Below are 23057 nucleotides of genomic sequence, written 5' to 3'. Positions count from 1 at the left end.
GCGGTTTTTCTAGTTGTTGTACCGGTCCTGCAAACAGCGTTTTGGCGCGCCGGGTGAGTCCTTCGGGGCGCGCCGGTGAAACCTTCCTCTCGCCGCGGCTACAGCAGCGGCGCCAGTGTATCGCTCCAGTGCTGCACCGCTTCAGGGGTACGCAGCAGATCGTTGCGCACCTCGATCAATACCGACGCCAGGCCACGGGCGTCGCCGTGCACCGGCACGGTCATGTCGCTCAACGGATCGATCTCGTAGGGCTGGTTGCCCGCCACCTTGATCGGCAGCCTCCACAGCCCTTCGAGGATCCGCGCCGCGTAGTCGGTGGCGCTGCCATACAGCACGCCGATTTCCAGCGCGCGCGGCTGCCCGTAGTAGACCGGGGTGAAGCTGTGGATCCCCACCACCCGCACTTCACGGCCCTGGGCCAGGCGCCGGTCGATGATCCTTTGCAGGCGCTGGTGAAACGGCGTGAACAGCTGCTGGCGGCGGTACTCGCGAGTGGCCTCGTCCAGCTGCTGGTTGCCCGGCACCTGATAGATCTCGCTTTGCAGCGGGATGCTGTCGGGGGCGTGGCGCGGCCGGTTGAGGTCGATCAGCAGGCGCGAGTAATTGGCCGCGATCAGGGTCGCGCCCAGGGCCTGGGACAGGCTTTGGGCCAGTTCCAGGGCGCCCGGGTCCCAGGCGATGTGTTCGCGGGCCGCCAGCGGGTCCAGGCCCAGGTCGTGCAGGGCCGGTGGAATGTAGTGGCTGGCGTGTTCGCACACCAGAATCAGCGGGTGCTCGGAGTCTTCACGGATCAGGCGGTAGGCCGGCTCGGTGTAGAACCCCAGCTCGGCGGATTTAGTACAGGTGTCCATAGTGCTCACAGAGTTGGGCAGCGGTCAGGTGCTCGGTCAGGGACACTTCCTTTTGTTTGACGGCGAAGTAGGTGGCCAGCAGGTCCTGGGGCAGGAACTGCAGCAGTTCAGTGTTGCCGCGCAGGCATTCCAGGGCCTGGGGCAGGGAGCCCGGCAGCGGCACGATGCCACTGGCCAGGCGTTGCTCGGCGCTCAGGTCCGAGGGGGCCTTGTCGGTCACCGCATTGAGCACCCGTTGCTGTTCGAGGCCCAGGCGCCCGGCCATCAGGATGACCGCCATGGCCAGGTGCGGCGAGGCGGTGGCATCCAAGGCGCGGAATTCCAGGTTGTACTGCGGCGCCACCGGCTTGCCGCCCAGGCTCAGGGTCGGGCAGATACGCAGCGAGGCTTCGCGGTTGCGCAGGCCCAGGCAGGCATAGGAGGCGCTCCAGTGATGGGGCTGCAGGCGCTGGTAGGAAATCGGCGTCGGCGCGGTGAAGGCGCACAGCGCCGGCAGGTGCCTGAGCACCCCGGCGGCCCAGTGCTGGCCCAGGCTCGACAGGTCGTCGCCACTCACCGCGTGGGGGTCGTAGAGCAGTGGCTCGCCGTCCAGGTTTTGCAGGCTCAGGTGCAGGTGCACCCCGTTGCACACCGCGTCGTCGGCAGTCTTGGGCGCGAAGCTGACCCGGTGCCCCAGTTGCCGGGCGATTTCCCGGGTGATCTCGCGCACGTTCACCGCCCGGTCGGCAGCGGCCAGGCCCTGGGTCGGCCGGCAGGTGATCTCGTACTGCTGCTTGCCGTATTCGGGGAGGAACATTTCCGGTTCGGCGCCGGCGGCTCGCAACGCCGCCAGCAGCCAGCCACCGAAGGCCGCGCCCTGGCGCTGGGCTTCCAGGGAGAAGGCCAGGTGCTCGCGCTGGCCGGTGCCGGTGTCGAGGTTGAATTCATGCTCGAAGGCCGCGGTGATCTGGATGCCCAGCTCGCGGTAGCGCTCGATTTCCTTGCGCAGCAGGGTGCGCGGGCAGGCCGCCCAGGGCGTGCCGTCGGTCTCGCAGATGTCGGCGTGGATGAAATCCAGCGGCGCCGCGCTGGCATCCGGCCCGGCGCCGACACTGACCCGGCTGTCCAGGTCGGGGATCAGTCGCAGGTCGCCATAGGCGCCCCAGGGGTTGTCCTCGGCGATCAGGTCCTGGGGCGTCAGCGCGCTGTTGGCCGGCACCCAGCCGCAGCCGCCGACCTTGTAGCGCTCCAGTTCGTCGCTGGGAAAGGAGCGGCCACGGGTGACGCCGATCAGGTCGGTGGTGACGATGCTGGTCATGGCCACCGGGGTCAGGGCCTCGATGCCCTGGCCCCGGCTCATCCGCGGATCTCCCGCAGGCGGCCGAGCACGGTGTCGGTGTCGGTGATCCAGCAGTAGCCCTTGATTGCGTTGAGGCAGGCCTGGTGCCGGGTATCGCCGTAGGTGGCGCAGGCATCTTCCACCAGGGTCACCAGGTAGCCGCGGTCGGCGGCGTCGCGCACGGCCATGTCCACGCACTGGTCGGTGACGATCCCGGCGATGATCAGGTGGCGGGTTTCCAGGTTGCGCAGCACGTAGTCGATGTTGGTGGAGTTGAACACCCCGGAGGAGGTCTTGGGCAGCACGATCTCGTTTTCCACCGGCTCGAGCTCGGCAATGATCGCCGCCTGGGGGCTGCCCTTGGGCAGGTGCATGTCCGACAGCTTGTGGTCCAGGGAGCGGTCACGGCCATCGGCGGTCAGGCTTTCGATAATGGTGTGCAGCACGTTCTGCCGCGCCTCGCGCACCGCCGCCAGCAGCCGTTGCTGGTTGGGGATCACCCGCTCTCGTGCGCGCTTGAGAAAGGCCTCGCCCTCGGGCCCTTGCAGGTGCGGGTCGAACTGCGGTTCAAGCCACGCCCGCTGCATGTCCACCAGCAGCAGGGCGGTGTGGTCGACGACGAAGGGCAGGTCCCGGGGCGAACGGTGGGGCAGGCTGAACATCCTTATTTTTCCTCCAGCACATGGGTAGCAAATTCCGCCCGCAGGGCATCGATGCCCTCCAGGCGTTGATCAAGATGAGGGCTGCGCGGGGTCAGGCAGGCGACCAGCGCCTCGACCTGGGCCAGCGCCGGCACCAGGGTGTCGAATGGCGACAAGGATTCCACCGGTGCACTGATGACCAGGTCCGCCAGCTCCCGCAGCGGCGAGGCATAGATATCGGTGAACAGCACCACCCGGGCGTTGCGTGCCTTGACCGCACTGGCCACGCGCATGGCCTGGGACTGGTAGCGGCGGTAGTCGAACAGCAGCACCAGGTCCTGGCGCTGGACATCGAACAGGCGGTCCGGCAGTTGGGCGTTGTCGTCAAGGAAGAAACAGCCCGGGCGCATCAGCCGCAGGTGGTTGAACAGGTAGAGGGCGAGGAAGCTGCTGAAGCGGCCGCCGAAGCAGTACACCGAATGCCGGCTGTCCAGCAGCCAGTCCATGAGCACGCGGATATCTTCGGGCTGGGTCAGGGCCTGGGTGTCCTGCAGTACGCGCTGGCTGTCGGCCAGGTAGCGGCCCCAGGTATCGCCCTGGGCCACTTGCGAACGCGGGCGCAGCAGGGTGCTGGGGGAGCGCAGGCGGTCATCCATGTCACTGAGCAGGGCTTCCTGGAATTCGCCGTAGCCGCTGAAACCGAGCTTCTTCACCAGGCGCACGATGGTCGGATCGCTGACCCCGGCGTGTTCCGCCAGGCGTGACATCGGCCCCAGCCCGTTGCGCGGGTAGTGATCGAGCAGGGCCCGCACGACCTTGCGCTCGGAGGGCGTGAGGTCGAGGGCGGGGTCGGTGATCAGGTCTCTGAGAGAGGGCATCGGGGTGCCTTGGAAGTGATGTCGTTTTTATTTCATAAAATGGCGAAATGGATATTTATGTAATAGACGCTACATGTCTAGTGAATTTTCCTCTGATATCAAATTGCCCTGAAATGGGGCGGTTTCAGGTGGGAATCTGTTGTTGGCGGGGCGGGAAGCCACGGTGCGGGACGTAGGGGAGCGATCGCAACAGGGTCTGGCTTACGCCGAGCAGGCCGAATACAGTGGCGCGACCGCACCGGACAGGCACCGGCGTGCTGTTTTGCAATGAACCTTGGAGGCGGTTGCAGCAAAGATGTTGCATCTGCCCGGCCCGTGTAGGTTTGCCAATCGATAACGCCAGAGTAAACACCGTGCAGGCCACCCGTCTGACCCTGATCTGCCATGCCCGCACCGCCGCCCAGAAGCTGGCGCGTTTTCCCCGGGACGAACCCCTGGAGCTGGACTGGCAAGCCCAGGCCCTGAGCCGCGCCGGTGATTTCAAGCGCAGCGTCCGGGTGCTGTGCGGGCCCGAGTTGCGCACCCGCCAGAGCGCCCAGCTGTTCAGCGCCGAGCATGAGGTGCAGGACGCCTTGCGTGACTGTGATTTCGGCGCCTGGCAGGGGCTGCGCATCGATGAACTGCAAGAGCGTGAACCCGAGGCGCTGCAGGCCTGGCTCAAGGACCCGCAGCTGGCGCCACCGGGAGGCGAATCCCTGGCCCAGTTGTGCCAGCGCGTGGCGCAATGGCTGGAGGTCATGGCGCAGCGCCCGGGCCACTGGCTGGCGGTGACCCATCCCTTCGTCATCCGCGCTGTGCTGGTGCAGGTGCTGCAGGCGCCGCTGGCCAGCTTCAACCAGATCGACATCGAGTCCCTGTCCCGGCTCGACCTGAGCCACGCCGGCCGCTGGCGCCTGCGCCTGCCCGGCCCCCCGACGCCATCCCGGTAGCCGCTGCCGAGCCCGCGAGGTTGCGCAAAGGCCCCGGGGGGCTTGCCTGGCCATCTCCCGCCGGACATGCGACGGCCTCCAGGCCAGCATCGCCGCGCCGATGCCCGCCGCCCCAGGGGGCCACAGAAGCATTTCTCATCAGGCCAAAGCGCCGCATACTGGCCCGCTGGCAAAACAGCGAGAGCAAGCCCATGAAAACCCTCCTGGTGATCGGCATCGGCGCCGGCAACCCCGACTACATCACGATCCAGGCGATCAAGGCGCTGAACCGCAGCGACGTGGTGTTCCTCATGGACAAGGGGCCGAGCAAGGATTCCCTGATCGACCTGCGGCGCGAGCTGTGCGAGCGCTACCTCACCGAGCGGCCCTTTCGTTACGTCGAGGCGCAGAACCCCGAGCGCGAGCGCGGCGACGTGGACTACCAGGCCAGTGTGCAGACCCTGAACCGCGACAAGCAGCAGGTCTTCGAGCGGCTGATCAACCAGGAACTGGCGGACGGTGAAACCGGCGCTTTTCTGGCCTGGGGCGATCCGGCGCTGTACGACAGCACCCTGCGCATCCTGCAGCAGATCCTGGCCAGCGGCGCGGCGTCGTTCGAGTACGAAGTGATCCCCGGCGTCACCAGTGTCCAGGCCCTGACGGCCCGGCACAAAGTGCCGCTGAACCGCATTGGCCGCTCCGTGGAAATCACCACCGGACGCCGCCTGGCAGCGGGGCAGGCCGGTTCCGCCGACAGCCTGGTGGTGATGCTCGACGCCGAGGACTCCTACCGCCACCTGCGCAACCAGGGCCTGGACATCTACTGGGGGGCCTACCTGGGCACCGCGGATGAAATCCTCATCAGCGGCCCCTTGGACCAGGTGGCCGATGAAATCCGTCGTGTGCGCCTGCAGGCCCGCCAGACCCATGGCTGGATCATGGACACCTACCTGCTGCGCAAACCCCAGGACTGACGCCCCGCCGGACCCGCGTCGACCGATTGCATCCCGCTCCTGCACGTCTCTTCTGCAGGAGCGGGCTTGCCCGCGAAAGCGCCGGGATGGACGCCGCCGGACCCGCGTCGCCCCCTTCGCCGGTAAGCTGGCTCCTACGTCCCCTTCCTGCATTAATCTTCTGTAGGAGCGGGCTTGCCCGCGAAAGCGTCGGGATGGACGCCGCCGGACCCGCGTCGCCCCCTTCGCCGGCAAGCCGGCTCCTACATCCCCTTCCTGCATTAATCTTCTGTAGGAGCGGGCTTGCCCGCGAAAGCGCCGGGATGGACGCCGCCTGACCCGCGTCGCCCCCTTCGCCGGCAAGCCGGCTCCTACGGGCGCGGTGGTGTGGTGCTTTCCAGGCCGCGGCCGAAGCGTTCGCGGTACACCGACGGCGGTACGCCCACCAGGCCGCGAAAAGCCACGCGAAAGCTCTCCACCGAGCGATAACCGCAGCGCAGGGCAATGCTTTCGGTACTCTCGCTGCCGCTTTCCAGCAGTTCCCTGGCCCGGGCCAGCCGTTCATGCTGCAGCCAGGCCTTGGGCGAGGCGCCAGTGGCGTCGTGGAAGCGCCGCAGGAAGGTGCGTTCGCTCATCAGCGCCCGGGCCGCCAGTTCGCTCACGCTCAGCGGTTGATGCAGACGCTCCCGGGCCCATTGCATGACTCGCGACAGGTCGCTGCGCGGGGTCCGGCTGACCGGTGCGGGAATGAACTGCGCCTGGCCGCCGGTGCGTTGCGGCGACATCACCAGGCGCCGGGCCACGCTGTTGGCCACCTGAGTGCCGAAATCCCGGGCCACCAGGTGCAGGCAGGCATCGATACCGGCGGCGCTGCCAGCGGAAGTGATCAGCTGCCCGGCATCGACATAGAGCACATCCGGGTCCACCCGGATATTCGGGAAACCCTCGGCCAGCTCGCGGGCGTAGCGCCAGTGAGTGGTGGCGCTACAACCATCCAGCAGCCCGGTCGCCGCCAGAACGAACACCCCGGAGCAGATCGACAGCAGCCGCGCACCGCGTTGGTGGGCCTGGCGCAGCGCTTCCAGCAACTTCGGCGGCGGCGCCTGCTCGCGGCTGCGCCAGCCGGGAATGATGATGGTCCGCGCCTGCTCCAGCAGCTCCAGGCCCCCGTCGGCCAGCACCTGGATCCCGCCCAGGGCACGCATCGGGCCGGGGTCCACGGCGGCGATGGTTTGCCGGTACCAGGGGAAATCGAACTCCGGCCGGGCCAGGCCGAAAATCTCCACTGCAATGCCGAACTCGAAGGTGCAAAGGCCGTCGTAGGCGAGAATCGCCACCAGGCCAGGGTGATTGTGCATTTGGCGGAAAGTTACCAGTCAGTGTCTGGGTCGCCACTTTAGCGTGGTGGGGCAGGGCCTATAAAGTCCTTCCCACCTTAATCGCAAGTTTCTGGAGATGCCTATGACCAGCCTGGTCCGCAGCACTGCCGCCGCCCCTTCGGCCGTTGCCCTTATGCATTTTTGCAACCGCCTGACCTTTGAAACCGACTGTTCCGACGTCCACAGCAGCCAGGAGGCCGGTGAAGTGGATTTTGTCCTGGTGGATGTGCGTGGCCCCGAAGCCTTTGCCCGTGGCCATGTCCCCGGCGCGATCAATCTGCCCGGGCGCTTGCTCACCGCCGAACACCTGGCCGGTTATCCTCGCGACACCCTGTTCGTGGTGTATTGCGCCGGCCCTCACTGCAATGGCGCGAACAAGGCGGCGGTCAAGCTGGCGGCCCTGGAATACTCGGTCAAGGAGATGATCGGCGGTGTCACCGGCTGGCTCGATGAGGGCTTCCAGCTCAGCACCGGGCAACCGCGCCGCGAGGGAGCGGATCTGTCCTGCGCCTGCTGAAGGGCTGACTCCGCTGGTAGCGGCCTTGGGCTGCGGCTAGCGGGGATGTGTCGGTAAAAATGGCCCGTTCTGAGGCGAACGTCGGGATTTTCAGGGACAAACGCATCATGTCGGGGCGAGGGAGGAGGTAGAGGATCGCGGGCGCATATTTTTTATAAGTATTTGTCGCATAAACACAATTTGCATCCCGGGAGCCGCTCTAGACTGCTGGCCACTTCGATTTGCCCCCCAATCGAAACCAGCCAATAAAAGCCTCCGTCTCCTGGAGTTATAAATGAACAAGTTTGCGCTGTTCGGTGCCCTGGCACTGTCGCTGTTTTCCTTTACCGCTTCGGCCGACGAGGCCAAGCCGATCCGTATCGGTATCGAAGCCGGCTACCCGCCGTTCTCGATGAAGACCCCCGACGGCAAGCTCACCGGTTTCGATGTCGACCTGGGCAACGCCCTGTGCGAGCAGATGCAGGCCAAGTGCACCTGGGTCGAGCAGGAGTTCGACGGCCTGATCCCGGCGCTGAAAGTGAAGAAGATCGACGCCATCCTGTCGTCCATGACCATCACCGACGACCGCAAGAAGAACGTCGATTTCACCATCAAGTACTACCACACCCCGGCGCGCTTCGTGATGAAGGCCGGCACCAGCATCAAGGACCCGCTGACCGAGCTCAAGGGCAAGAAGGTCGGTGTGCTGCGGGCCAGTACCCATGACCGCTTCGCCACCGAAGTGCTGGTGCCGGCGGGCATCGACCTGGTGCGCTACGGCTCCCAGCAGGAAGCCAACCTGGACATGGTCTCCGGCCGCGTCGACGCGCTGCTGGCGGATTCGGTGAACCTCGACGATGGCTTCCTGAAAACCGACGCCGGCAAGGGCTTCGCCTTCGTGGGCCCTGAGTACAACGATCCGAAATACTTCGGCGGCGGTGCCGGCATTGCCGTGCGCAAGGGGGATCAGGAACTGGCCGGGAAATTCAACAAGGCCATCACCGAGATCCGTGCCAACGGCAAGTACAAGCAAGTGCAGGACAAGTACTTCGATTTCGACGTCTACGGCGAGTAAGCCCGGGCGTTGAAAAAGGTGGTTGCCGGGGGCCGGCAGCCACCTTTTTTGTGCGCCACTGTTTTATTCTGCGCCACGCCTTTTTCTGATCTCCGGAGTTGCCATGCAACGCATCGACCATTCCTTGCCCTGGGGCCACCTGGGCACCCAGCGCCAGCTCAGTGTGTTCCGCTTTGGCAGCGGCCCGCGCAAGGTGTACATCCAGGCCAGCCTGCACGCCGACGAACTGCCCGGCATGCGCACTGCCTGGGAGCTCAAGCAGCGCCTGGCGCAGCTGGAGAACCAGGGGCGCCTGCAGGCAGTGGTCGAGCTGGTGCCGGTGGCCAATCCCATCGGCCTCGACCAGCAGGTGCAGGGCAGCCACCTGGGGCGTTTCGAGCTGGGCAGCGGCAAGAATTTCAATCGCGCCTTCGTCGAGCTCAGCGGCCCGGTGGGCGACTTGATCGGCAAGCAACTGGGGGACGACGCCACGGCCAATATCGCCCTGATCCGCCGTGCCATGGTCCAGGTGCTGGATGAGCTGCCAGCGGCTGATTCGCAGCTGCAAGCCCTGCATCGCTTGCTGTTGCGCCATGCCTGCGACGCCGACATCACCCTCGACCTGCATTGCGATTTCGAAGCGGCGATCCACCTCTATGCCTTGCCCCAGCACTGGCCTCGCTGGCAATCCCTGGCGGCGCGGCTCAAGGCCGGGGTGGCGCTGTTGTGCGAAGACTCCGGCGGCAGCTCTTTCGACGAATCCTGTTCCGCGCCCTGGCTGCGCCTGGCCCGGGACTTTCCGCGGGCGGCGATTCCCCCGGCAAACCTGGCCGCCACCCTGGAGCTGGGCAGCATGGGCGACACCCGGGTGCAGCAGTCCCGGGCCAACTGCGAAGCCATCCTGGGGTTTCTCGCCGAACAGGGGCTGATCAGCGGCGAGTGGCCGGCCGCTCCGCAGCAGTGCTGTGAAGGCATGCCCTTCGAAGGCACCCAGTACCTGTTCGCCCCCCACCATGGCGTGGTCAGTTTCCTGCGCGATGCCGGAGAGTGGGTGGAGCGTGGCGATGCGTTGTTCGAAGTGGTGGACCCCTTGAGCGATCGCGTCAGCACCGTGTGTGCCGGCACCAGCGGCGTGCTCTTTGCCCTGGACCGTGGGCGCTACACCCAGCCGGGCATCTGGCTGGCCAAGGTAGCCGGCCGCGAGGCGATTCGTGAAGGCAAGCTGATCAACGACTGAACCGCCACCGCAGGGGTCGATCGGGCGTTGGCTGGCCAGCGCAAGCTACAGCGCGCCCACCCCTTGATCCGGCGTCACGCCCTGCGCCGGCCAGCCGGCTCCTATGACAGATGTGCCCATGCCCCGAGTGTCGCTGTGCATCCGCCTGCTGTTCGCCCTGTGTCTGCTGGCGGCGACGTTCAATCACCTGCGCGCCGCCTTCGAGCATGGCCTGCTCTGGGATTATGGCTACGGCGCCGCCACGCCCCTGGCCAGCCGGGCCTTCTGGGGCTCCCTGACGCTGTTCGATCCGCTGGCGGCGCTGCTGCTGTTGGTGCGCCCGCGCTGGGGCCTGCTGCTGACCCTGGCAATCATCCTGCTGGATGTGCTGCACAACAGCCTCTACGTGGCGGCCCATGGCCAGTGGCTGGAGACCTTCTACCTGTCCCAGGTGGGGTTTGCACTGGCGGTGCTGCTGTGCTTGCCGCTGGCCTGGCGCGGGCTGGGCAGATGAACGCTCGGGGCTGGCAGTGCTAGGCTCTGGCGACCCGTTTTTACCCCTTCAAGGAGCTACACATGATCCGCTACCTGGCGCTGTTGGCGCTGCTGGCCGCGCCTTGGGTGCAGGCCGCCGATGCACTGCACGATGACCTGCCGCTCAAGTACCTGGAGCAGGCCCCGGCCGAGCCGCGCAACCAGCCGCTGGTGATTTTCCTGCATGGCTACGGCAGCAACGAGGCCGACCTGTTCGGCCTTCGCCAGCGCCTGCCGGCGAGCTACACCTATGTGTCGGTGCGGGCACCGCAGACCCTGGAGGAGGGCAGCTACCAGTGGTTCCACCGCAAGGGCCAGGGCCCCTACGACGGTGTGACCAGCGAGCTGGCCAGCGGCGCCGAGCTGATCGGCCAGTTTGTCCGCGCGGCGCTGGCCAAGTACCAGACCCAGCCGGACAAGGTGGTGCTGGTGGGGTTCAGCCAGGGCGCGGTGATGGCCTATGAAGTGGGCCTGCGCCATCCGCAGTCGGTGCGGGGCATCGCCGCCTTGAGCGGGAAGATCCTGCCGGTGCTGGCAGCGCAGGTGAAGAACAACCCGAGCCTGCAGCGCCTGGGCATCTTCATCGGCCATGGCACCCTTGACCAGCGCCTGCCCTACAGCGATGCGGTGGATGCCCAGCGCTTGCTGCAGGGGTTGTCACTGCAACCGCAGTTCCATGCCTACCCGGGCCTGGGGCACAGCATCAGCGACGCCGAGATCGACGACCTCAAGGGCTGGCTGCAGGGGCTCAACCCCTGAGCCGGCACGGGGTCTACTGACCGAGGATCTGCTTCATCAGCGCGGTGTGGCCGGCCTTGTCGGTGGCCCGGGAAATTATCTGGATCACCGCCATGCGTGTGCCGGAGCCGGCAATCAGGGTGGAGTTCAGGGTCAGGCCGCCGCCCATGGTGGCGGTGCTGTCGATCTGGCGCACGCCAAGGCCCTTGAGGGTCATGTTCTTTTCGCTCTGCTTGCTGAAATCCGGCAGCGCCGCGGCCTGTTGCGCGAGAAAGCCGCTGACCGCGTCATCGAGAAAGGCGGCGTCGTTGTCCTGGACCTTGGCCCCATGGGGAATGGTGTTCTGCGCCGCGATCACCACGGTACGGGTGGTGGCGTTGGAATACAGGGTGCCGCTGGCGCCCTCGGTGCCATTGGCCTCGCTGCCGGCCGGCAGTACCGAAGCGCTGAACCCCTTGGGCAGGGTGAAGGTGAGCTTGCCGTCGAGGACTGCGACCTTCTCCCCCGAGGCCTGCCTGGCCGCGGATTTGCTGGCGGCGACCGCGTTCAGCGCGCCCAGGCCCGCTACGGTGGCGAACACCAGGACCAGGGCTTTTCTAGCGAAAGATGACATGCGCAATCTCCGGGCAGTGATCAAAGGCGCGCATCATCCCACGGCCGTTGCGGCCTGCTCCACAAGGATTTTTCAGCGCGGCTCCGATGACGGCCAGCCAAGGCTTGTAGGAGCTGGCTGGCCAGCGAAAACTTCCGCCAGCCCGGTGCAAGACTCAAGGGCCCCTGTGCCGGCCAGCCGGCTCCTGCACAGTGGCTCGCAACAGCCGCTTGCTCAGCCCCAGGACCAGCATCGACGCTGCCAGCGCCACCGCGAAGGCGAGCATGCCCAGCGGGGGCAGGGCCAGTGCCAGGGCCAGGCAGAAGGCGGCGAAGGCGTACAGGCCGGTGGTCAGGGAGCGCAGCAGGACAGTGGTGAAGGCCACGCCACGACTCTGATGGGAGAACACCGCAAGGACGCTGCCAAGCACCGGGAACACCGCGAGCATGCCGCTCCAGCGTTCGCCGACGGTGCTGGCCAACAGGGTCACGGCCAGGGTCAACAGGGCCCCGGCGAGCATCCGGTAGGGCAGTTTGTCGGAGCGCGGCCCAGGGCTGGCGGGCAGTTCGCCCACCGGCGGAAACAGCCGTGGGGCCAGGAGCAGGGCGCTGGCGGCGCAGAGGCTGGAAAAACCCAGGGATGGCGGCACCTGGGCGATGACCGTGGCCAGCAAGGCCCACACCAGGGTCGCAATGGCCAGGGCCCCGGGCCAGGAGAAGCGCTGCGCGGCATGGGTATAGGCGACGCTGAAGGCGATCATCGCGAACACCGCCGACAGGGCCGCCACCGCGGCATGGGTGGCGAACACCTGGCCCTGCTCCAGGGCCAGGAACAGCAGGATCGGCCCCACCACCACGGGAAACCCCGCCAGCCAGCCAGCGACATTCGGGCCCCAGCGCTTGCTCGCCAGGGAGATCAACCACAGAAATCCGGGAACGGTCAGCAGTTTCAACAGCAGCATGGGCGCACTCGGCGGATGAACGGTGCGCCACGCTAGCATCCAACGAAGCGATTGGCGCGTATCTGCAGGCAGGGAAGTGGCCGGGAGTGAAGTGCAGGGTCGTTTTTTCTTGTACAGATAGAAAGTATTGAATCGATTAAAGGCTTGTTTGTACAAGTATTTGGGCTTAAAAGGCATTTTTTGCCGATAAAAATTGTACAAAAAATAAATTGTCGTATAGGTTTTTAAGGTGTGGGATGTGCCGATAGCTGCTCAGTTTTTCAAGGGGCGGCGGTCGCTGCCCACGCTTTTTGGGCTCCGAGGTCAGGCCCGGGTGGAACCGGGGCTGGGTCAGTTAGGTGGTCGACCACCTCGGAGGCCTTTTTTCCTTGGCACGTGCAAGGAATTGCCCGCCCTGCCAGCCTTTCGGAAGCCATGCGCCATGCACGATCCTCTCTCCCAGCACTTTCACGGCATTTTGCAGGGGTTGGGTGAAGACCCGACCCGCGAGGGCTTGCGGGACACTCCGCAGCGAGCCTCAAAAGCCTTGCGTTATCTGTGCCACGGTTACGAAACCAGCCTCGAAGAACTGGTCAACGGTGCGTTGTTCAGCTCCACCAGCGACGAGATGGTGATGGTCCAGAACATCGAGTTGTATTCCCTGTGCGAGCACCATTTGCTGCCGTTCATTGGTCAGGCTCATGTGGCTTACATCCCCACCGGCAAAGTGCTGGGCCTGTCCAAGGTGGCGCGGATCGTCGACATGTATGCGCGACGCCTGCAGATCCAGGAGACCCTCACGCGGCAGATTGCCGAGGCGATCCAGGAAGTGACCCGGGCGGCCGGGGTGGCGGTGGTCATCGAAGCGCGGCACATGTGCATGATGATGCGCGGGGTCGAGAAGCAGAACTCGCTGATGAACACCTCGGTAATGCTGGGGGCCTTTCGCGAGTCGGCCAGCACCCGCCAGGAGTTTCTTCAGCTGTTGCGCAGGCAGCCTTGAATGAAACGCAGGCGGCGAGTGGGCGTGGCCCGGTTGCTGTGGCTGCTGGTCGTGCTCAGCGCTACGGCCAGTGCCGGTTGGCAAGAGTCGTTGCCCAATGCGCGGCTGCTGGGCAGCGGTGAGTTCAGCTGGTTCGGCTTCAAGGTCTACACCGCGCGGCTCTGGGGCACGACGTTGCCATTGACGGCCGATCGCCCCTTCGCCCTGGAACTGACCTACCGGCGCACGATCAGCCGCGACGATCTGGTGCAGACCAGCCTCGACGAGATCCAGCGCCTGTCCGGCAGCGCGGTGAGCCCGGCGCAACTCAAGGACTGGCAGGCGCAGATGCAGCGCGCCTTCGTCGATGTCGAACCGGGCCAGCGCATCACCGGGGTGTTCCTGCCCGGGCGCGGGGTGCAGTTCTTTGTCGACCAGCGCTTGCAGTACAGGGTCGAGGACGAAGCCTTCGCCCGAGCGTTTTTCGCCATCTGGCTCGACCCGCGCACGCGCAATCCGCAGTTGCGCGCACAACTGCTGGGCCAATAGCGGGCGCAGCACAGGAGATATTCCATGCTCAAGCAATACTTGCTAGTGCTGTGCCTCGGCCTGGTCGCATGCAGCGACACCGACGTCAAGCAGTACCGTGACCAGAAGCCCGAGCTGGAACTGCGGCAGTTCTTCAGTGGTCGTGTGGAGGCCTGGGGCCTGTTCCAGAAGCGCTCCGGCGAGGTGATCAAGCGTTTTCATGTGCAGATCGACAGCCGCAGCGAAGGCGAGAAATTCATCATGCACGAAGACTTCACCTACAGCGACGGCACCCGCCAGACCCGGGTCTGGACCCTGGTCCCCGCGGGGCCCGGCCTGTGGCGCGGGACCGCCGACGATGTGGTCGGCGAGGCCCGGGGTGAGGTCGCCGGCAATGCCCTGCGCTGGCGCTACGTGCTCAACCTGCCGGTGGATGGCAAGACCTACCAGGTGCACTTCGACGACTGGATGTACCTGTTGGACGAAAACACCCTGGCCAATCGTTCCTACATGACCAAGTTCGGCTTCGAGCTCGGGCAGGTGACGCTGTTCTTCCGGCGTCAGCCCGGCTGATTGGGTCGGGTCGGGGCCTCAGGACGGGTCGTCGAGAAAGCGCCCCTGGTGATCCGGGCTCGGCAGTAAACAGACGTCGAGACGGCCGAACAACCGATAGCGATTGCGCGCAATAAGGTCGTAGACCCAATCCCGCAGCGGCCGGGGAACCCCGCGCAACAGCCGCAGCCAGCGCCAGGGCGCCGGCAGTTGCGCCATCAGGCGGATAAACGCATCGGAGCGCTGGGACAGCCGGGTTTCCTCGATCAGCACCACGCTGTCGAACTGTTCGGTGGGCAGGCCGAACCAGGCCAGCAGCGCCTGGCCCTGGGGCGATTGCACCGAGGCCAGCTTGATCCGCCGCTGGCTGTCGTGGCGGATGACGAAGCGCACCGAGGCATTGCACAGCTTGCACACGCCATCGAACAGCAGCACCCGGTCGCCGGGTTGCAGGAAAGGGGGCAGAGGTTCGGGGGGCGTCGCAGTGCTGTTCACAGGGCTACCTTGGGCCAGAAAATACCCACTGCCGAAGGTTTCGGCGCAGGGCACAACCTGCGCAGCATACTCGCCTTGGCGGGGTAAATTCAGGCTTGGGTGCCCGCATTGAAACGTCTAAGCTGGGCCCCTGCGCCAATCCGCCTGGGAAATATCCGTGAAATTCAGCTTGCCGAAAATCGCCACCGCGCCCTTTTGCCCGCCGGAGGTGGCGGGTTCCGTCGCCGTCGACCCCGGCGCTTCCCTGTGGCGCCGCCTGCTGCGCTTTGCCGGCCCCGGGCTGCTGATTTCCATCGGCTACATGGACCCCGGCAACTGGGCCACGGCCATCGAGGCCGGCTCGCGCTACGGCTACAACCTGCTGTTCGTGGTACTGCTGGCAAGCCTGGCGGGGATGGCGGTGCAGTGCCTGTGTTCCCGCCTGGGGATCGCCACCGGGCGCGACCTGGCCCAGCTCTGCCGCGAGCGCTACAGCACCCGTTCGGCGCGCACCCAGTGGCTGCTGGCAGAGGTTTCGATCATCGCCACCGACCTGGCCGAAGTGCTGGGCTGCGCCTTGGCGTTCCACCTGCTGCTGGGGGTGTCCCTGAGCACCGGGATCGTCATCACCGCCTTCGACACCCTGTTGGTGCTGGCCCTGCAGAACCGCGGCTTCCGCCGGCTGGAGGCGATCATGCTGGCGCTGGTGGCGACCATTGGCGTGTGCTTCTTCATCGAGCTGCTGCTGATCAAGCCCTACTGGCCGGACGTGGCCCGGGGCTTTGTACCCTCGCTCTCGGCCATCGGCGACGCCGCGCCGCTGTACCTGGCCATCGGCATCCTCGGCGCCACGGTCATGCCCCACAACCTCTACCTGCACACCTCCGTCGTGCAAACCCGGCTGGTGGGCAACGACCGCGCCAGCCGCGCCGACGCCATCAAGCTGGCGCGGATCGACACCATCGGCTCGCTGGCCCTGGCGCTGCTGGTGAACGCGGCGATCCTGATCCTCGCCGCCGCGGCCTTCCACAACACCGGCCACAGCGATGTGGTGGAGATCCAGGACGCCTACCACCTGCTCGACCCGCTGGTGGGCGGGGCCCTGGCCAGCGTGCTGTTCGGTGTGGCGCTGCTGGCTTCGGGGCAGAGCTCGACCTTCACCGGGACCATTGCCGGGCAAGTGATCATGGAGGGTTACCTGAACCTGCGGATTCCCTGCTGGCAGCGGCGCCTGATCACCCGTGGGCTGGCCCTGATCCCGGCGTTCATCGGCGTCTGGCTGTTGGGTGACGGCGCCGTGGGCCAGTTGCTGGTGCTGAGCCAGGTGGTGCTCAGCCTGCAACTGCCGTTCGCCCTGTACCCGCTGATCCGCATGACCAACGACCGGCGCCTGATGGGCGAGTTCGTCAACCGCTGGCCGACCCGGATCCTCGCCTGGAGCCTGTTCGCCATCATCAGCGCGGCCAATGCCTGGCTGATCCTGCAAATGGCCCTGTAGGAGCCGGCTTGCCGGCGAACGGCCCCTGGATCCTGCGCAAGCCTTGCCGCCGCCTTCGCTGACAAGCCAGCTCCTACGGGGCGGGGCGGCGGTCCCAGTAGGGCTCGGGGCCGAATTTCTCGACGAAGAAGTCGATCACCGTGCGCACTTTCACTGACAGCCGTCGGCTGCCGGGCCAGAGGGCGGCGATCTGTTGCGGTTCGAGGCTGGTGGCCACGTCGAAGTCTTCGAACAGCGCCACCAGCCGGCCCTGGTGCAGGGCTTCGCCAATCAGCCAGGAAGGGAACATCACCAGCCCCAGGCCCTGTTCGGCGGCCTGGGTCAGGGTGTCGGCGTGGTTGCCGGTCAGCGGGCCCTTGACGCTGTAGGGCGTCCAGTCTGCCCGGCCCTGGCGGAAGAACCAGCGCTGCTGGCCGGTCTCGCCCTTGTAGGCCAGGCACTGGTGCCGCTGCAGTTGCTCCGGATGCTGCGGGGTGCCGTGCCGGGCCAGGTACGCCGGGCTGGCCGCTACCCGGTAGCGCTGCGGGGCCAGCAGGCGCGCCTGCATCGAGGAGTCTTCCAGGGTGCCGATGCGAAACAGCAGGTCAGTGCCGTCCTGCAAGGGGTCGATGTAGCGGTCGGTCTGCTGGATATCCAGCTGCAGCTTCGGGTAGCGCCCGTGCAGTTCACCGAGCCAGGGCGACAGGTGGCGCTGGCCAAAGACCACCGGGGCGTTGATCCGCACCAGCCCGGCCGGCTCGTCTTGCTGTTCCTGCAACGCCTGTTCGGCTTCCTCCCACTGCGCCAGTACCCGCCGCGCGTGGTGCCCCAGCAGGCGCCCGGCCTCGGTGGGGCTGACGGCGCGGGTATGGCGGTAGAGCAACTGCTGGCCCAGGGCCTGTTCCATCAGTTGGATCTGCCGTGAAATGGACGAGGGCGCCAGCCCCTCGCGGCGCGCCACGGCAGAAAAACTGCCCTGGTCGAGCACGGCGATAAACAGGCGCAGGGCCTTGAAACCGAGGTCGTTGAAGCCGTGCATGGGTCGATCCTGCTGTGCGTTTTGCGCAAAGGTGTTGTCGGCATGCTCCCATTTATCGCAAAGCTTGCGCAATCGATAATGCCGGCCATTCCTTGATGTCGAGCAGGTGTTGCATGTCCTCTGAAACCATAGAAGTACCGCTGCCCAACCCGGTGGCGAGCGCTGTACCCGCTGCCGGCTGGCAGCGTCTGATGCTGTTGCCGCTGGTGATCCTGGCGGGCATGGGCCTGTCGGTGGAGGCCGGTCTGCTGGGCCCGCTGGGGAGCCAGGTGGGCCATTTGTGGGCGACCCTGAGCATCTTCGGCGTGGGCACGGCGCTGCTGTTGCTGCTGCTGTTGTTCAGCGGCCCGCAGCCCGGGCCGGCCTTCAGCCAGTTGCCGCGCTGGCAGTTGCTGGGCGGGGTGCTGGGGCCGATCTACGTGGTGGTGCTGACGTTGGCCACGCCCCATATCGGCATTGCCATGACCATGATCGCGATCCTTTCCGGGCAGGTGGGCAAAAGCGTGCTGATCGACCATTTCGGCTGGTTCGGCAGCGCCCGCAAGCCGGTCAATGCCGAACGCTGGCTGGCCCTGGCGCTGATTGTGCTGGCCCTGATCCTGATTGCCCGAGGTTGAAGATGAATCTGTTTCTATTGCTGGTTGTGGTGGTGGCCGCCGGTGCGGTGCTGAGTGTGCAGGCGGCGATCAATGGCCGCCTGGGGGAAAGCGTCGGTGTGTTGCGCAGCAGCCTGCTGACCTTTGCCGTGGGCGCCCTTATCACCGGGCTGCTGATCGTGTTTTTCCAGCCGCCCCAGGCCATGAGCCTGCTGCAGGCGCCGAAATGGCAACTGACCGGCGCGTTGTTCGGCGTGGTCTACATGCTGGTGATGGTGGGGGCCGTGCCCCGGGTCGGCACTGCGGTGGCCACGGTGGCGGTGATTCTCGGGCAGTTGGGCATGGGCATGCTGATCGACAACTTCGGCTGGTTCGGCAACCCGGCCATCGAACTGTCGCCCAGCCGCCTGCTGGCGATGCTGTGCCTGGCCCTGGCGCTGCTGTTCATGTACCGCAGCAGCGTGCGCCGCGCCTGAACCCGCTTCAATCGCGCTCCAGGCACGCGGCGCCAGCCAGTGCCACCTGGGCGTCTTCACCGGCTTTGACCCCGGAAACCCCCACCGCGCCGACCACCTGGCCGCCGACGCGGATCGGCACGCCGCCTTCCAGGGAGGTGAGCAGCGGCGCCGAGAGAAAGGCGCTGCGCCCGCCATTGACCATGTCCTCGTAGGCCTTGGTTTCGCGCCGGCCGAGGGCCGCGGTGCGGGCCTTTTCGGTGGCGATATAGGCACTGATCGGCGCGCAGCCGTCGAGGCGTTCCAGGGCCAGGGGATGGCCGCCGTCGTCGACCACGGCGATGCTCACCGCCCACCGGTGGCGCTGGGCCTCGGCGCGGGCGGCGGCGAGGATGCGGCGGGCTTCGTCTTGACCCAGTACGGCTTTGTGCTGCATGGCGAGCTCCAGGGGCGTGAGGTTCAGGGCAGGGCGGCTTCCAGCACTTCGATCCAGTGCCGTACCGGGGTCCGGCCGGCGCCGTCGAGGTGGCTCTGGCAGCCGATATTGGCGGTGGCAATGAGGTCCGGCTGGCCGCTTTCCAGGGCCTGCAGCTTGTCGTTCCGCAGTTGCCGCGCCAGCGCCGGCTGGGTCAGCGAATAGGTGCCCGCCGAACCGCAGCACAGGTGGCTGTCGGGCACCGCGGTGAGGTGAAAACCCAGGCGTTGCAGCAGGCTTTCCACGGCGCCGCCGAGCTTCTGCGCGTGCTGCAGGGTGCAGGGGCAGTGGAAGGCCAGGCGCTGGCCGCTGTGGGCGCCGAGCTGTTCCAGGGGTTCATCCCGCAGCACTTCCACCAGGTCCCGGGCCAGGGCACTGACGCGCTGGGCCTTGCTGCGGTAGGCCGGGTCATGGGCCAGCAGGTGCTGGTAGTCCTTGATGAAGGCGCCGCAGCCGCTGGCGGTCTGGACGATGGCTTCGGCCCCCAGTTGCAGGTGCGGCCACCAGGCGTCGATATTGCGCCGGGCGCGCTGCAGACCGGCTTGCTGGGCATCCAGGTGATAGTCCACCGCGCCGCAGCAGCCGACCTCGCTGACCGGTTGCACGCTGATGCCCAGGCGATCCAGGACCCGCGCTGCGGCGGCGTTGGTATTGGGTGACAGCCCCGGCTGCACGCAGCCTTCGAGCAGCAGCACGCGCCGTGCATGGCGCAGGGGCGGACGCGGTTTGGCGGTGGGCACCTGGCGCGGCAGCTTGTCCTGCAGGGCCTGGGGCAGCAGCGGGCGCAGGCGGCTGCCGCCATGGATCAGGGCCTTGAACAGCTGCGGGTTGGCGCTCAGCGCCCGCAGGCCGCGGCGCAACAATTGCTGGCCGGCGGGCCGGGGCAGGGCGGCATCCACCGCGGCGCGGCCGATGTCCAGCAGGTTGTGGTAGTCGACCCCGGAAGGGCAGGTGCTTTCGCAGTTGCGGCACGACAGGCAGCGGTCCAGGTGCTGCTGCGTCTGGGCGGTGGCCGGGGCGCCTTCGAGCACCTGCTTGATCAGGTAGATGCGCCCCCGCGGGCCGTCCAGCTCATCGCCCTGCAACTGGTAGGTGGGGCAGGTGGCGTTGCAGAAGCCGCAATGCACGCAACTGCGCAGGATGCGCTCGGCTTCGGCGGCCCGGGGCAGTTGCCGGGCCTCGGGGCTGAGGGTGGTCTGCATGGTCTAGAGCTCCGCGTAGAGTCGGCCGGGGTTGAAGATCCCTTGCGGGTCCAGCTGGGCCTTGAGGCGCTGGTGGTAGTGCAGCAGGGTCGGCGCCAGGGGCTGGAACGGGCTGTCTTGCAGGCCGTGGCTGTAGCAGCTGGCGTGGCCGCCAACGGCGCTGACAACGGCGCGGATGTCGGCGGCCGTGGCATCGGTCTTCAGCCAGCGCTGGGCGCCGCCCCAGTCCAGCAGTTGTTCGCCGGGCAGGGGCAGCAGCGGCGTGTTGTGCGGCACCGACAGGCGCCACAGCGGCGGGCCGGGGTTGAAGAAGTCCAGTTGCTGCTCGTTGAGCTGGCTCCAGTAGCCCGGGTCCAGGGGCTCGCCGCCGAGCCGGTCATGGGCCGCCGCCACCGAGCCTTCACCGCCCTCCAGGCGCAGGTGCAGGCGTTCGCCGTCATGGCAGGCGGCGCTGATGGGCAAGGGCTGCTGGCCCCATTCGGCAAGCTGGGCGAGGGCCCGCTGGCGGTCCATTTCCAGGCTCAGGCTCATGCATTGCCGGGGCTTGGGCAGGACCTTCAGCGAGACCTCGGTGACCAGCCCCAGGCAGCCGTAGCTGCCGGCCATCAGCCGTGACAGGTCATAGCCGGCGACGTTCTTCATCACCTCGCCGCCAAACCGCAGGTGTTGGCCGCTGCCGCTGATGACCCGGGTGCCGAGGACGAAATCGCGCACCGCCCCGGCCCAGGGCCGGCGCGGCCCGGACAGGCCGCTGGCGAGCATGCCGCCCAGGGTCGCGCCCGCGCCGAAGGACGGCGGTTCGCAGGGCAGCATCTGCCCGGCGGCGTCCAGGGTGGCGTGCAGCTCGGCGAGCGGCGTACCGGCCCGGGCGCTGATCACCAGCTCCGTGGGGTCGTAGCTGACGATGCCGCGATGGCTGCGGGTATCGAGTATTTCCCCGGCACTCTCGCGGCCGAGAAAGGCCTTGCTGTTGGAACCCTGGATGCGCAGCGCGGTGTTGCTCGCCAAGGCATCGCGCACCTGTTCCAGCAAGGTCTCGGCGGCGTCGAAATCGCTGGCCACGTTCATCAGAATCGCTCCAGTTCGGGGAAGGGCAGTTGCCCGTGGTGGATGTGCATGGCGCCAAATTCGGCGCAGCGGTGCAGGGTCGGGATGTTCTTCCCCGGGTTGAGCAGGCCGCTGGGGTCGAAGGTCGCCTTGATGGCGTGGAACAGGGTCAGCTCGTGGTGGTTGAACTGGGCGCACATCTGGTTGATTTTCTCCCGGCCCACCCCGTGTTCGCCGGTGATGCTGCCGCCCACTGCCACGCACAGTTCGAGGATCTTGCCCCCCAGGGCCTCGGCCCGCTCAAGCTCGCCGGGCTGGTTGGCGTCGAACAGGATCAAGGGGTGCATGTTGCCGTCGCCGGCATGAAACACGTTGGCCACCCGCAGCTGGTGTTCGTCGGCCAGGCGGGCGATGCCCCGCAGCACCCCCGGCAGCTCGCGGCGGGGGATGGTGCCGTCCATGCAGTAGTAGTCCGGGGACAAGCGCCCCACCGCCGGGAAGGCGTTCTTGCGCCCGGCCCAGAAACGCACGCGCTCGGCCTCGTCCCGGGCCAGGCGCACCTCGCTGGCGCCGGCCCGTTCCAGCACCTGGCGCACCCGCTCGCAATCGTCGTGGACATCGGCTTCCACGCCGTCCAGCTCGCACAGCAGGATGGCCTCGGCGTCCACCGGGTAGCCGGCATGGATGAAGTCCTCGGCGGCGCGGATCGCCAGGTTGTCCATCATCTCCAGGCCGCCGGAGATGATGCCCGCGGCAATGATGTCGGCCACGGCGCGGCCGGCGGCTTCCACTGAGTCGAAGGCCGCCAGCAGCACCTTGGCGATCTGCGGCTTGGGCAGTAGCTTGACCGTGATTTCGGTGATCACCCCCAGCAGGCCTTCGGAGCCGGTGAACAGCGCCAGCAGGTCGAAGCCCGGCGCGTCCAGGGCCTCGCTGCCCAGGGTCAGGGGCTGGCCCTCGACGCTGAGCATCTGGACCTTGAGCAGGTTGTGCACGGTCAGGCCGTATTTCAGGCAATGCACGCCGCCGGCGTTTTCCGCGACATTGCCGCCAATCGAACAGGCGATCTGCGAAGAGGGGTCGGGAGCGTAGTACAGGCCCCAAGGCGCGGCGGCCTGGGAGATCGCCAGGTTGCGCACCCCGGGCTGGAGCCGGGCGCAACGGGCGGCGGGGTCGATCTGGAGGATTTCCTTGAAGCGCGCCATCACCAGCAGCAGGCCCTTTTCCAGGGGCAGGGCGCCACCGGACAGGCCCGTGCCGGCGCCCCGGGCCACCACCGGCACCCGGTGGGCGTGGCAGATCTGCAGGATGCGCTGCACCTGGTCCAGGTGCCGGGGCAGGGCCACCAGCATCGGCGTGCTGCGGTAGGCGCTCAGGCCATCGCATTCGTAGGGTTTGAGCTGTTGCTCCTGGTCCAGCAGCTCCAGCTCCGGTAGCTGCTGGCGCAGGGCCTGGATCAGGGCCTGGCGGTCGACGTCGGGCAGGGCGCCATCGAGGCGTTCGTCGTAGAGAATCGTCATGGCGGCTAAGGACCTTGTGTGGTTTTTATCAGGTCGCGAATGCTGTACGGCTGCCTTGCATGATTGGCCCGGCGGGCTTTAGTGTCCATGTGCGTTGGCAGTGGTCGAACCACTTTGTTTTCCAGGGCAGGCCGGGGTTTTTCCGAAAGATCAGGTTTTTCAAACGCTTGGCGGGCACGCAGGAATAGCCGGACAAATGGCACAGGGCTGGT

The 23057-nt window shown here is 66.7% G+C and carries 26 protein-coding genes; 13 read left to right on the top strand and 13 right to left on the bottom strand.

What is annotated here, in order from left to right:
* Nucleotides 1–98 precede the first annotated feature (98 nt).
* The 4 genes from M2395_RS09775 to M2395_RS09760 are packed head-to-tail and all read right to left on the bottom strand — an operon-like array spanning nt 99 to nt 3688.
* A complete protein-coding gene (locus M2395_RS09775) occupies nt 99–851 on the bottom strand; it encodes an N-formylglutamate amidohydrolase (protein WP_011060542.1) in 753 nt (250 codons plus the stop codon).
* Entirely contained in the window at nt 835–2190 is a 1356-nt protein-coding gene (locus M2395_RS09770; RefSeq protein WP_015635040.1) for a glutamine synthetase family protein, read from the bottom strand. The genes M2395_RS09775 and M2395_RS09770 overlap by 17 nt, the downstream gene beginning before the upstream one ends.
* Nucleotides 2187–2831 carry an isochorismatase family cysteine hydrolase gene (locus M2395_RS09765; RefSeq protein ID WP_011060544.1) on the bottom strand — a complete coding sequence of 215 codons (645 nt, stop codon included), beginning with the start codon at nt 2829–2831 and terminating at the stop codon, nt 2187–2189. Before M2395_RS09765 ends, M2395_RS09770 begins: the two co-directional genes overlap by 4 nt.
* A 2-nt stretch (nt 2832–2833) precedes the next feature.
* Nucleotides 2834–3688: a MurR/RpiR family transcriptional regulator gene (locus tag M2395_RS09760; protein WP_011060545.1), complete on the bottom strand. Its 855-nt coding sequence runs from the start codon at nt 3686–3688 to the stop codon at nt 2834–2836.
* A 353-nt stretch (nt 3689–4041) separates the two neighbouring features.
* Here M2395_RS09760 and M2395_RS09755 point away from each other — a divergent pair, with 353 nt between their 5' ends.
* Together M2395_RS09755 and cobF are read left to right on the top strand one after the other, a co-directional pair.
* On the top strand, nt 4042–4617 hold the full coding sequence (locus tag M2395_RS09755; RefSeq protein ID WP_123430388.1) for a histidine phosphatase family protein: 576 nt from the start codon (nt 4042–4044) through the stop codon (nt 4615–4617).
* Between the two features lie 191 nt (nt 4618–4808).
* Nucleotides 4809–5570 (top strand): precorrin-6A synthase (deacetylating), encoded by a 762-nt coding sequence (cobF, locus tag M2395_RS09750; RefSeq protein ID WP_019093533.1) that lies wholly within the window; start codon nt 4809–4811, stop codon nt 5568–5570.
* A gap of 350 nt (nt 5571–5920) precedes the next feature.
* Here cobF and ftrA read toward each other — a convergent pair whose 3' ends face one another.
* Nucleotides 5921–6907 carry a transcriptional regulator FtrA gene (gene ftrA / locus M2395_RS09745; protein ID WP_019095782.1) on the bottom strand — a complete coding sequence of 329 codons (987 nt, stop codon included), beginning with the start codon at nt 6905–6907 and terminating at the stop codon, nt 5921–5923.
* A gap of 103 nt (nt 6908–7010) precedes the next feature.
* Between ftrA and M2395_RS09740 the strand changes: the two genes are divergently transcribed.
* The 5 genes from M2395_RS09740 to M2395_RS09720 all read left to right on the top strand — a co-directional run bounded on the left by M2395_RS09740 (nt 7011) and on the right by M2395_RS09720 (nt 10987).
* Nucleotides 7011–7445 (top strand): rhodanese-like domain-containing protein, encoded by a 435-nt coding sequence (locus M2395_RS09740; protein ID WP_053150523.1) that lies wholly within the window; start codon nt 7011–7013, stop codon nt 7443–7445.
* A gap of 274 nt (nt 7446–7719) precedes the next feature.
* Nucleotides 7720–8499, top strand: a complete 780-nt coding sequence (locus tag M2395_RS09735; RefSeq protein ID WP_011060550.1) for an ABC transporter substrate-binding protein — start codon at nt 7720–7722, stop codon at nt 8497–8499.
* A gap of 103 nt (nt 8500–8602) precedes the next feature.
* Nucleotides 8603–9715, top strand: a complete 1113-nt coding sequence (locus M2395_RS09730) for a succinylglutamate desuccinylase/aspartoacylase family protein (RefSeq protein ID WP_123430389.1) — start codon at nt 8603–8605, stop codon at nt 9713–9715.
* A gap of 118 nt (nt 9716–9833) precedes the next feature.
* Entirely contained in the window at nt 9834–10208 is a 375-nt protein-coding gene (locus M2395_RS09725) for a hypothetical protein (protein ID WP_026020012.1), read from the top strand.
* 62 nt (nt 10209–10270) lie between these two features.
* Nucleotides 10271–10987: an alpha/beta hydrolase gene (locus tag M2395_RS09720; protein ID WP_053157559.1), complete on the top strand. Its 717-nt coding sequence runs from the start codon at nt 10271–10273 to the stop codon at nt 10985–10987.
* Between the two features lie 13 nt (nt 10988–11000).
* Here M2395_RS09720 and M2395_RS09715 read toward each other — a convergent pair whose 3' ends face one another.
* Nucleotides 11001–11579 (bottom strand): hypothetical protein, encoded by a 579-nt coding sequence (locus M2395_RS09715; protein WP_123430390.1) that lies wholly within the window; start codon nt 11577–11579, stop codon nt 11001–11003.
* Between the two features lie 154 nt (nt 11580–11733).
* On the bottom strand, nt 11734–12519 hold the full coding sequence (locus tag M2395_RS09710; RefSeq protein WP_123397551.1) for a hypothetical protein: 786 nt from the start codon (nt 12517–12519) through the stop codon (nt 11734–11736).
* Nucleotides 12520–12940: 421 nt separating this feature from the next.
* On the opposite strand from M2395_RS09710, the gene folE reads away from it, so the two are divergent.
* The 3 genes from folE to M2395_RS09695 are packed head-to-tail and all read left to right on the top strand — an operon-like array spanning nt 12941 to nt 14581.
* The gene (folE, locus tag M2395_RS09705; RefSeq protein WP_019093528.1) at nt 12941–13501 is read left to right on the top strand and encodes a GTP cyclohydrolase I FolE; all 561 of its coding nucleotides are present in this window, start codon (nt 12941–12943) and stop codon (nt 13499–13501) included.
* Nucleotides 13502–14029, top strand: a complete 528-nt coding sequence (locus M2395_RS09700; RefSeq protein WP_123430391.1) for a chalcone isomerase family protein — start codon at nt 13502–13504, stop codon at nt 14027–14029.
* A gap of 24 nt (nt 14030–14053) precedes the next feature.
* Nucleotides 14054–14581: a DUF3833 domain-containing protein gene (locus tag M2395_RS09695; protein ID WP_041117266.1), complete on the top strand. Its 528-nt coding sequence runs from the start codon at nt 14054–14056 to the stop codon at nt 14579–14581.
* Nucleotides 14582–14599: 18 nt separating this feature from the next.
* On the opposite strand, the gene M2395_RS09690 is transcribed toward M2395_RS09695, so the two are convergent.
* Entirely contained in the window at nt 14600–15055 is a 456-nt protein-coding gene (locus M2395_RS09690) for a thiol-disulfide oxidoreductase DCC family protein (protein ID WP_123430392.1), read from the bottom strand.
* A 178-nt stretch (nt 15056–15233) separates the two neighbouring features.
* On the opposite strand from M2395_RS09690, the gene M2395_RS09685 reads away from it, so the two are divergent.
* Entirely contained in the window at nt 15234–16532 is a 1299-nt protein-coding gene (locus M2395_RS09685; RefSeq protein WP_161467262.1) for an Nramp family divalent metal transporter, read from the top strand.
* Nucleotides 16533–16605: 73 nt separating this feature from the next.
* On the opposite strand, the gene M2395_RS09680 is transcribed toward M2395_RS09685, so the two are convergent.
* Nucleotides 16606–17550 carry a LysR family transcriptional regulator gene (locus M2395_RS09680; RefSeq protein WP_011060561.1) on the bottom strand — a complete coding sequence of 315 codons (945 nt, stop codon included), beginning with the start codon at nt 17548–17550 and terminating at the stop codon, nt 16606–16608.
* A gap of 113 nt (nt 17551–17663) precedes the next feature.
* On the opposite strand from M2395_RS09680, the gene M2395_RS09675 reads away from it, so the two are divergent.
* Complete coding sequence (locus tag M2395_RS09675) at nt 17664–18167, top strand: DMT family transporter (protein ID WP_011060562.1); 504 nt, start codon at nt 17664–17666, stop codon at nt 18165–18167.
* A gap of 2 nt (nt 18168–18169) precedes the next feature.
* Nucleotides 18170–18622: a DMT family transporter gene (locus tag M2395_RS09670; protein ID WP_011060563.1), complete on the top strand. Its 453-nt coding sequence runs from the start codon at nt 18170–18172 to the stop codon at nt 18620–18622.
* A 7-nt stretch (nt 18623–18629) separates the two neighbouring features.
* Here the strand turns inward: M2395_RS09670 and M2395_RS09665 are convergent, their stop codons facing one another.
* Genes M2395_RS09665 through glcD form a run of 4 tightly spaced genes read right to left on the bottom strand, consistent with a single transcriptional unit; the run spans nt 18630 to nt 22845 of the window.
* Nucleotides 18630–19037, bottom strand: coding sequence for a heme-binding protein (locus M2395_RS09665; RefSeq protein ID WP_015635055.1), 408 nt, complete (start codon nt 19035–19037; stop codon nt 18630–18632).
* A 23-nt stretch (nt 19038–19060) separates the two neighbouring features.
* The gene (glcF, locus tag M2395_RS09660) at nt 19061–20278 is read right to left on the bottom strand and encodes a glycolate oxidase subunit GlcF (protein ID WP_123430393.1); all 1218 of its coding nucleotides are present in this window, start codon (nt 20276–20278) and stop codon (nt 19061–19063) included.
* Nucleotides 20279–20281: 3 nt separating this feature from the next.
* Complete coding sequence (glcE, locus tag M2395_RS09655; RefSeq protein WP_123430394.1) at nt 20282–21346, bottom strand: glycolate oxidase subunit GlcE; 1065 nt, start codon at nt 21344–21346, stop codon at nt 20282–20284.
* Nucleotides 21346–22845 carry a glycolate oxidase subunit GlcD gene (gene glcD / locus M2395_RS09650; protein WP_123430395.1) on the bottom strand — a complete coding sequence of 500 codons (1500 nt, stop codon included), beginning with the start codon at nt 22843–22845 and terminating at the stop codon, nt 21346–21348. Before glcD ends, glcE begins: the two co-directional genes overlap by 1 nt.
* Between the last annotated feature and the right edge of the window lie 212 nt (nt 22846–23057).

The organism is Pseudomonas sp. BIGb0176 (assembly GCF_024810175.1).
Lineage (GTDB): Bacteria > Pseudomonadota > Gammaproteobacteria > Pseudomonadales > Pseudomonadaceae > Aquipseudomonas > Aquipseudomonas protegens.
The sequence above is the reverse complement of the archived record's forward strand: the minus strand, read 5'-3'. Positions and strand labels throughout refer to the sequence as shown.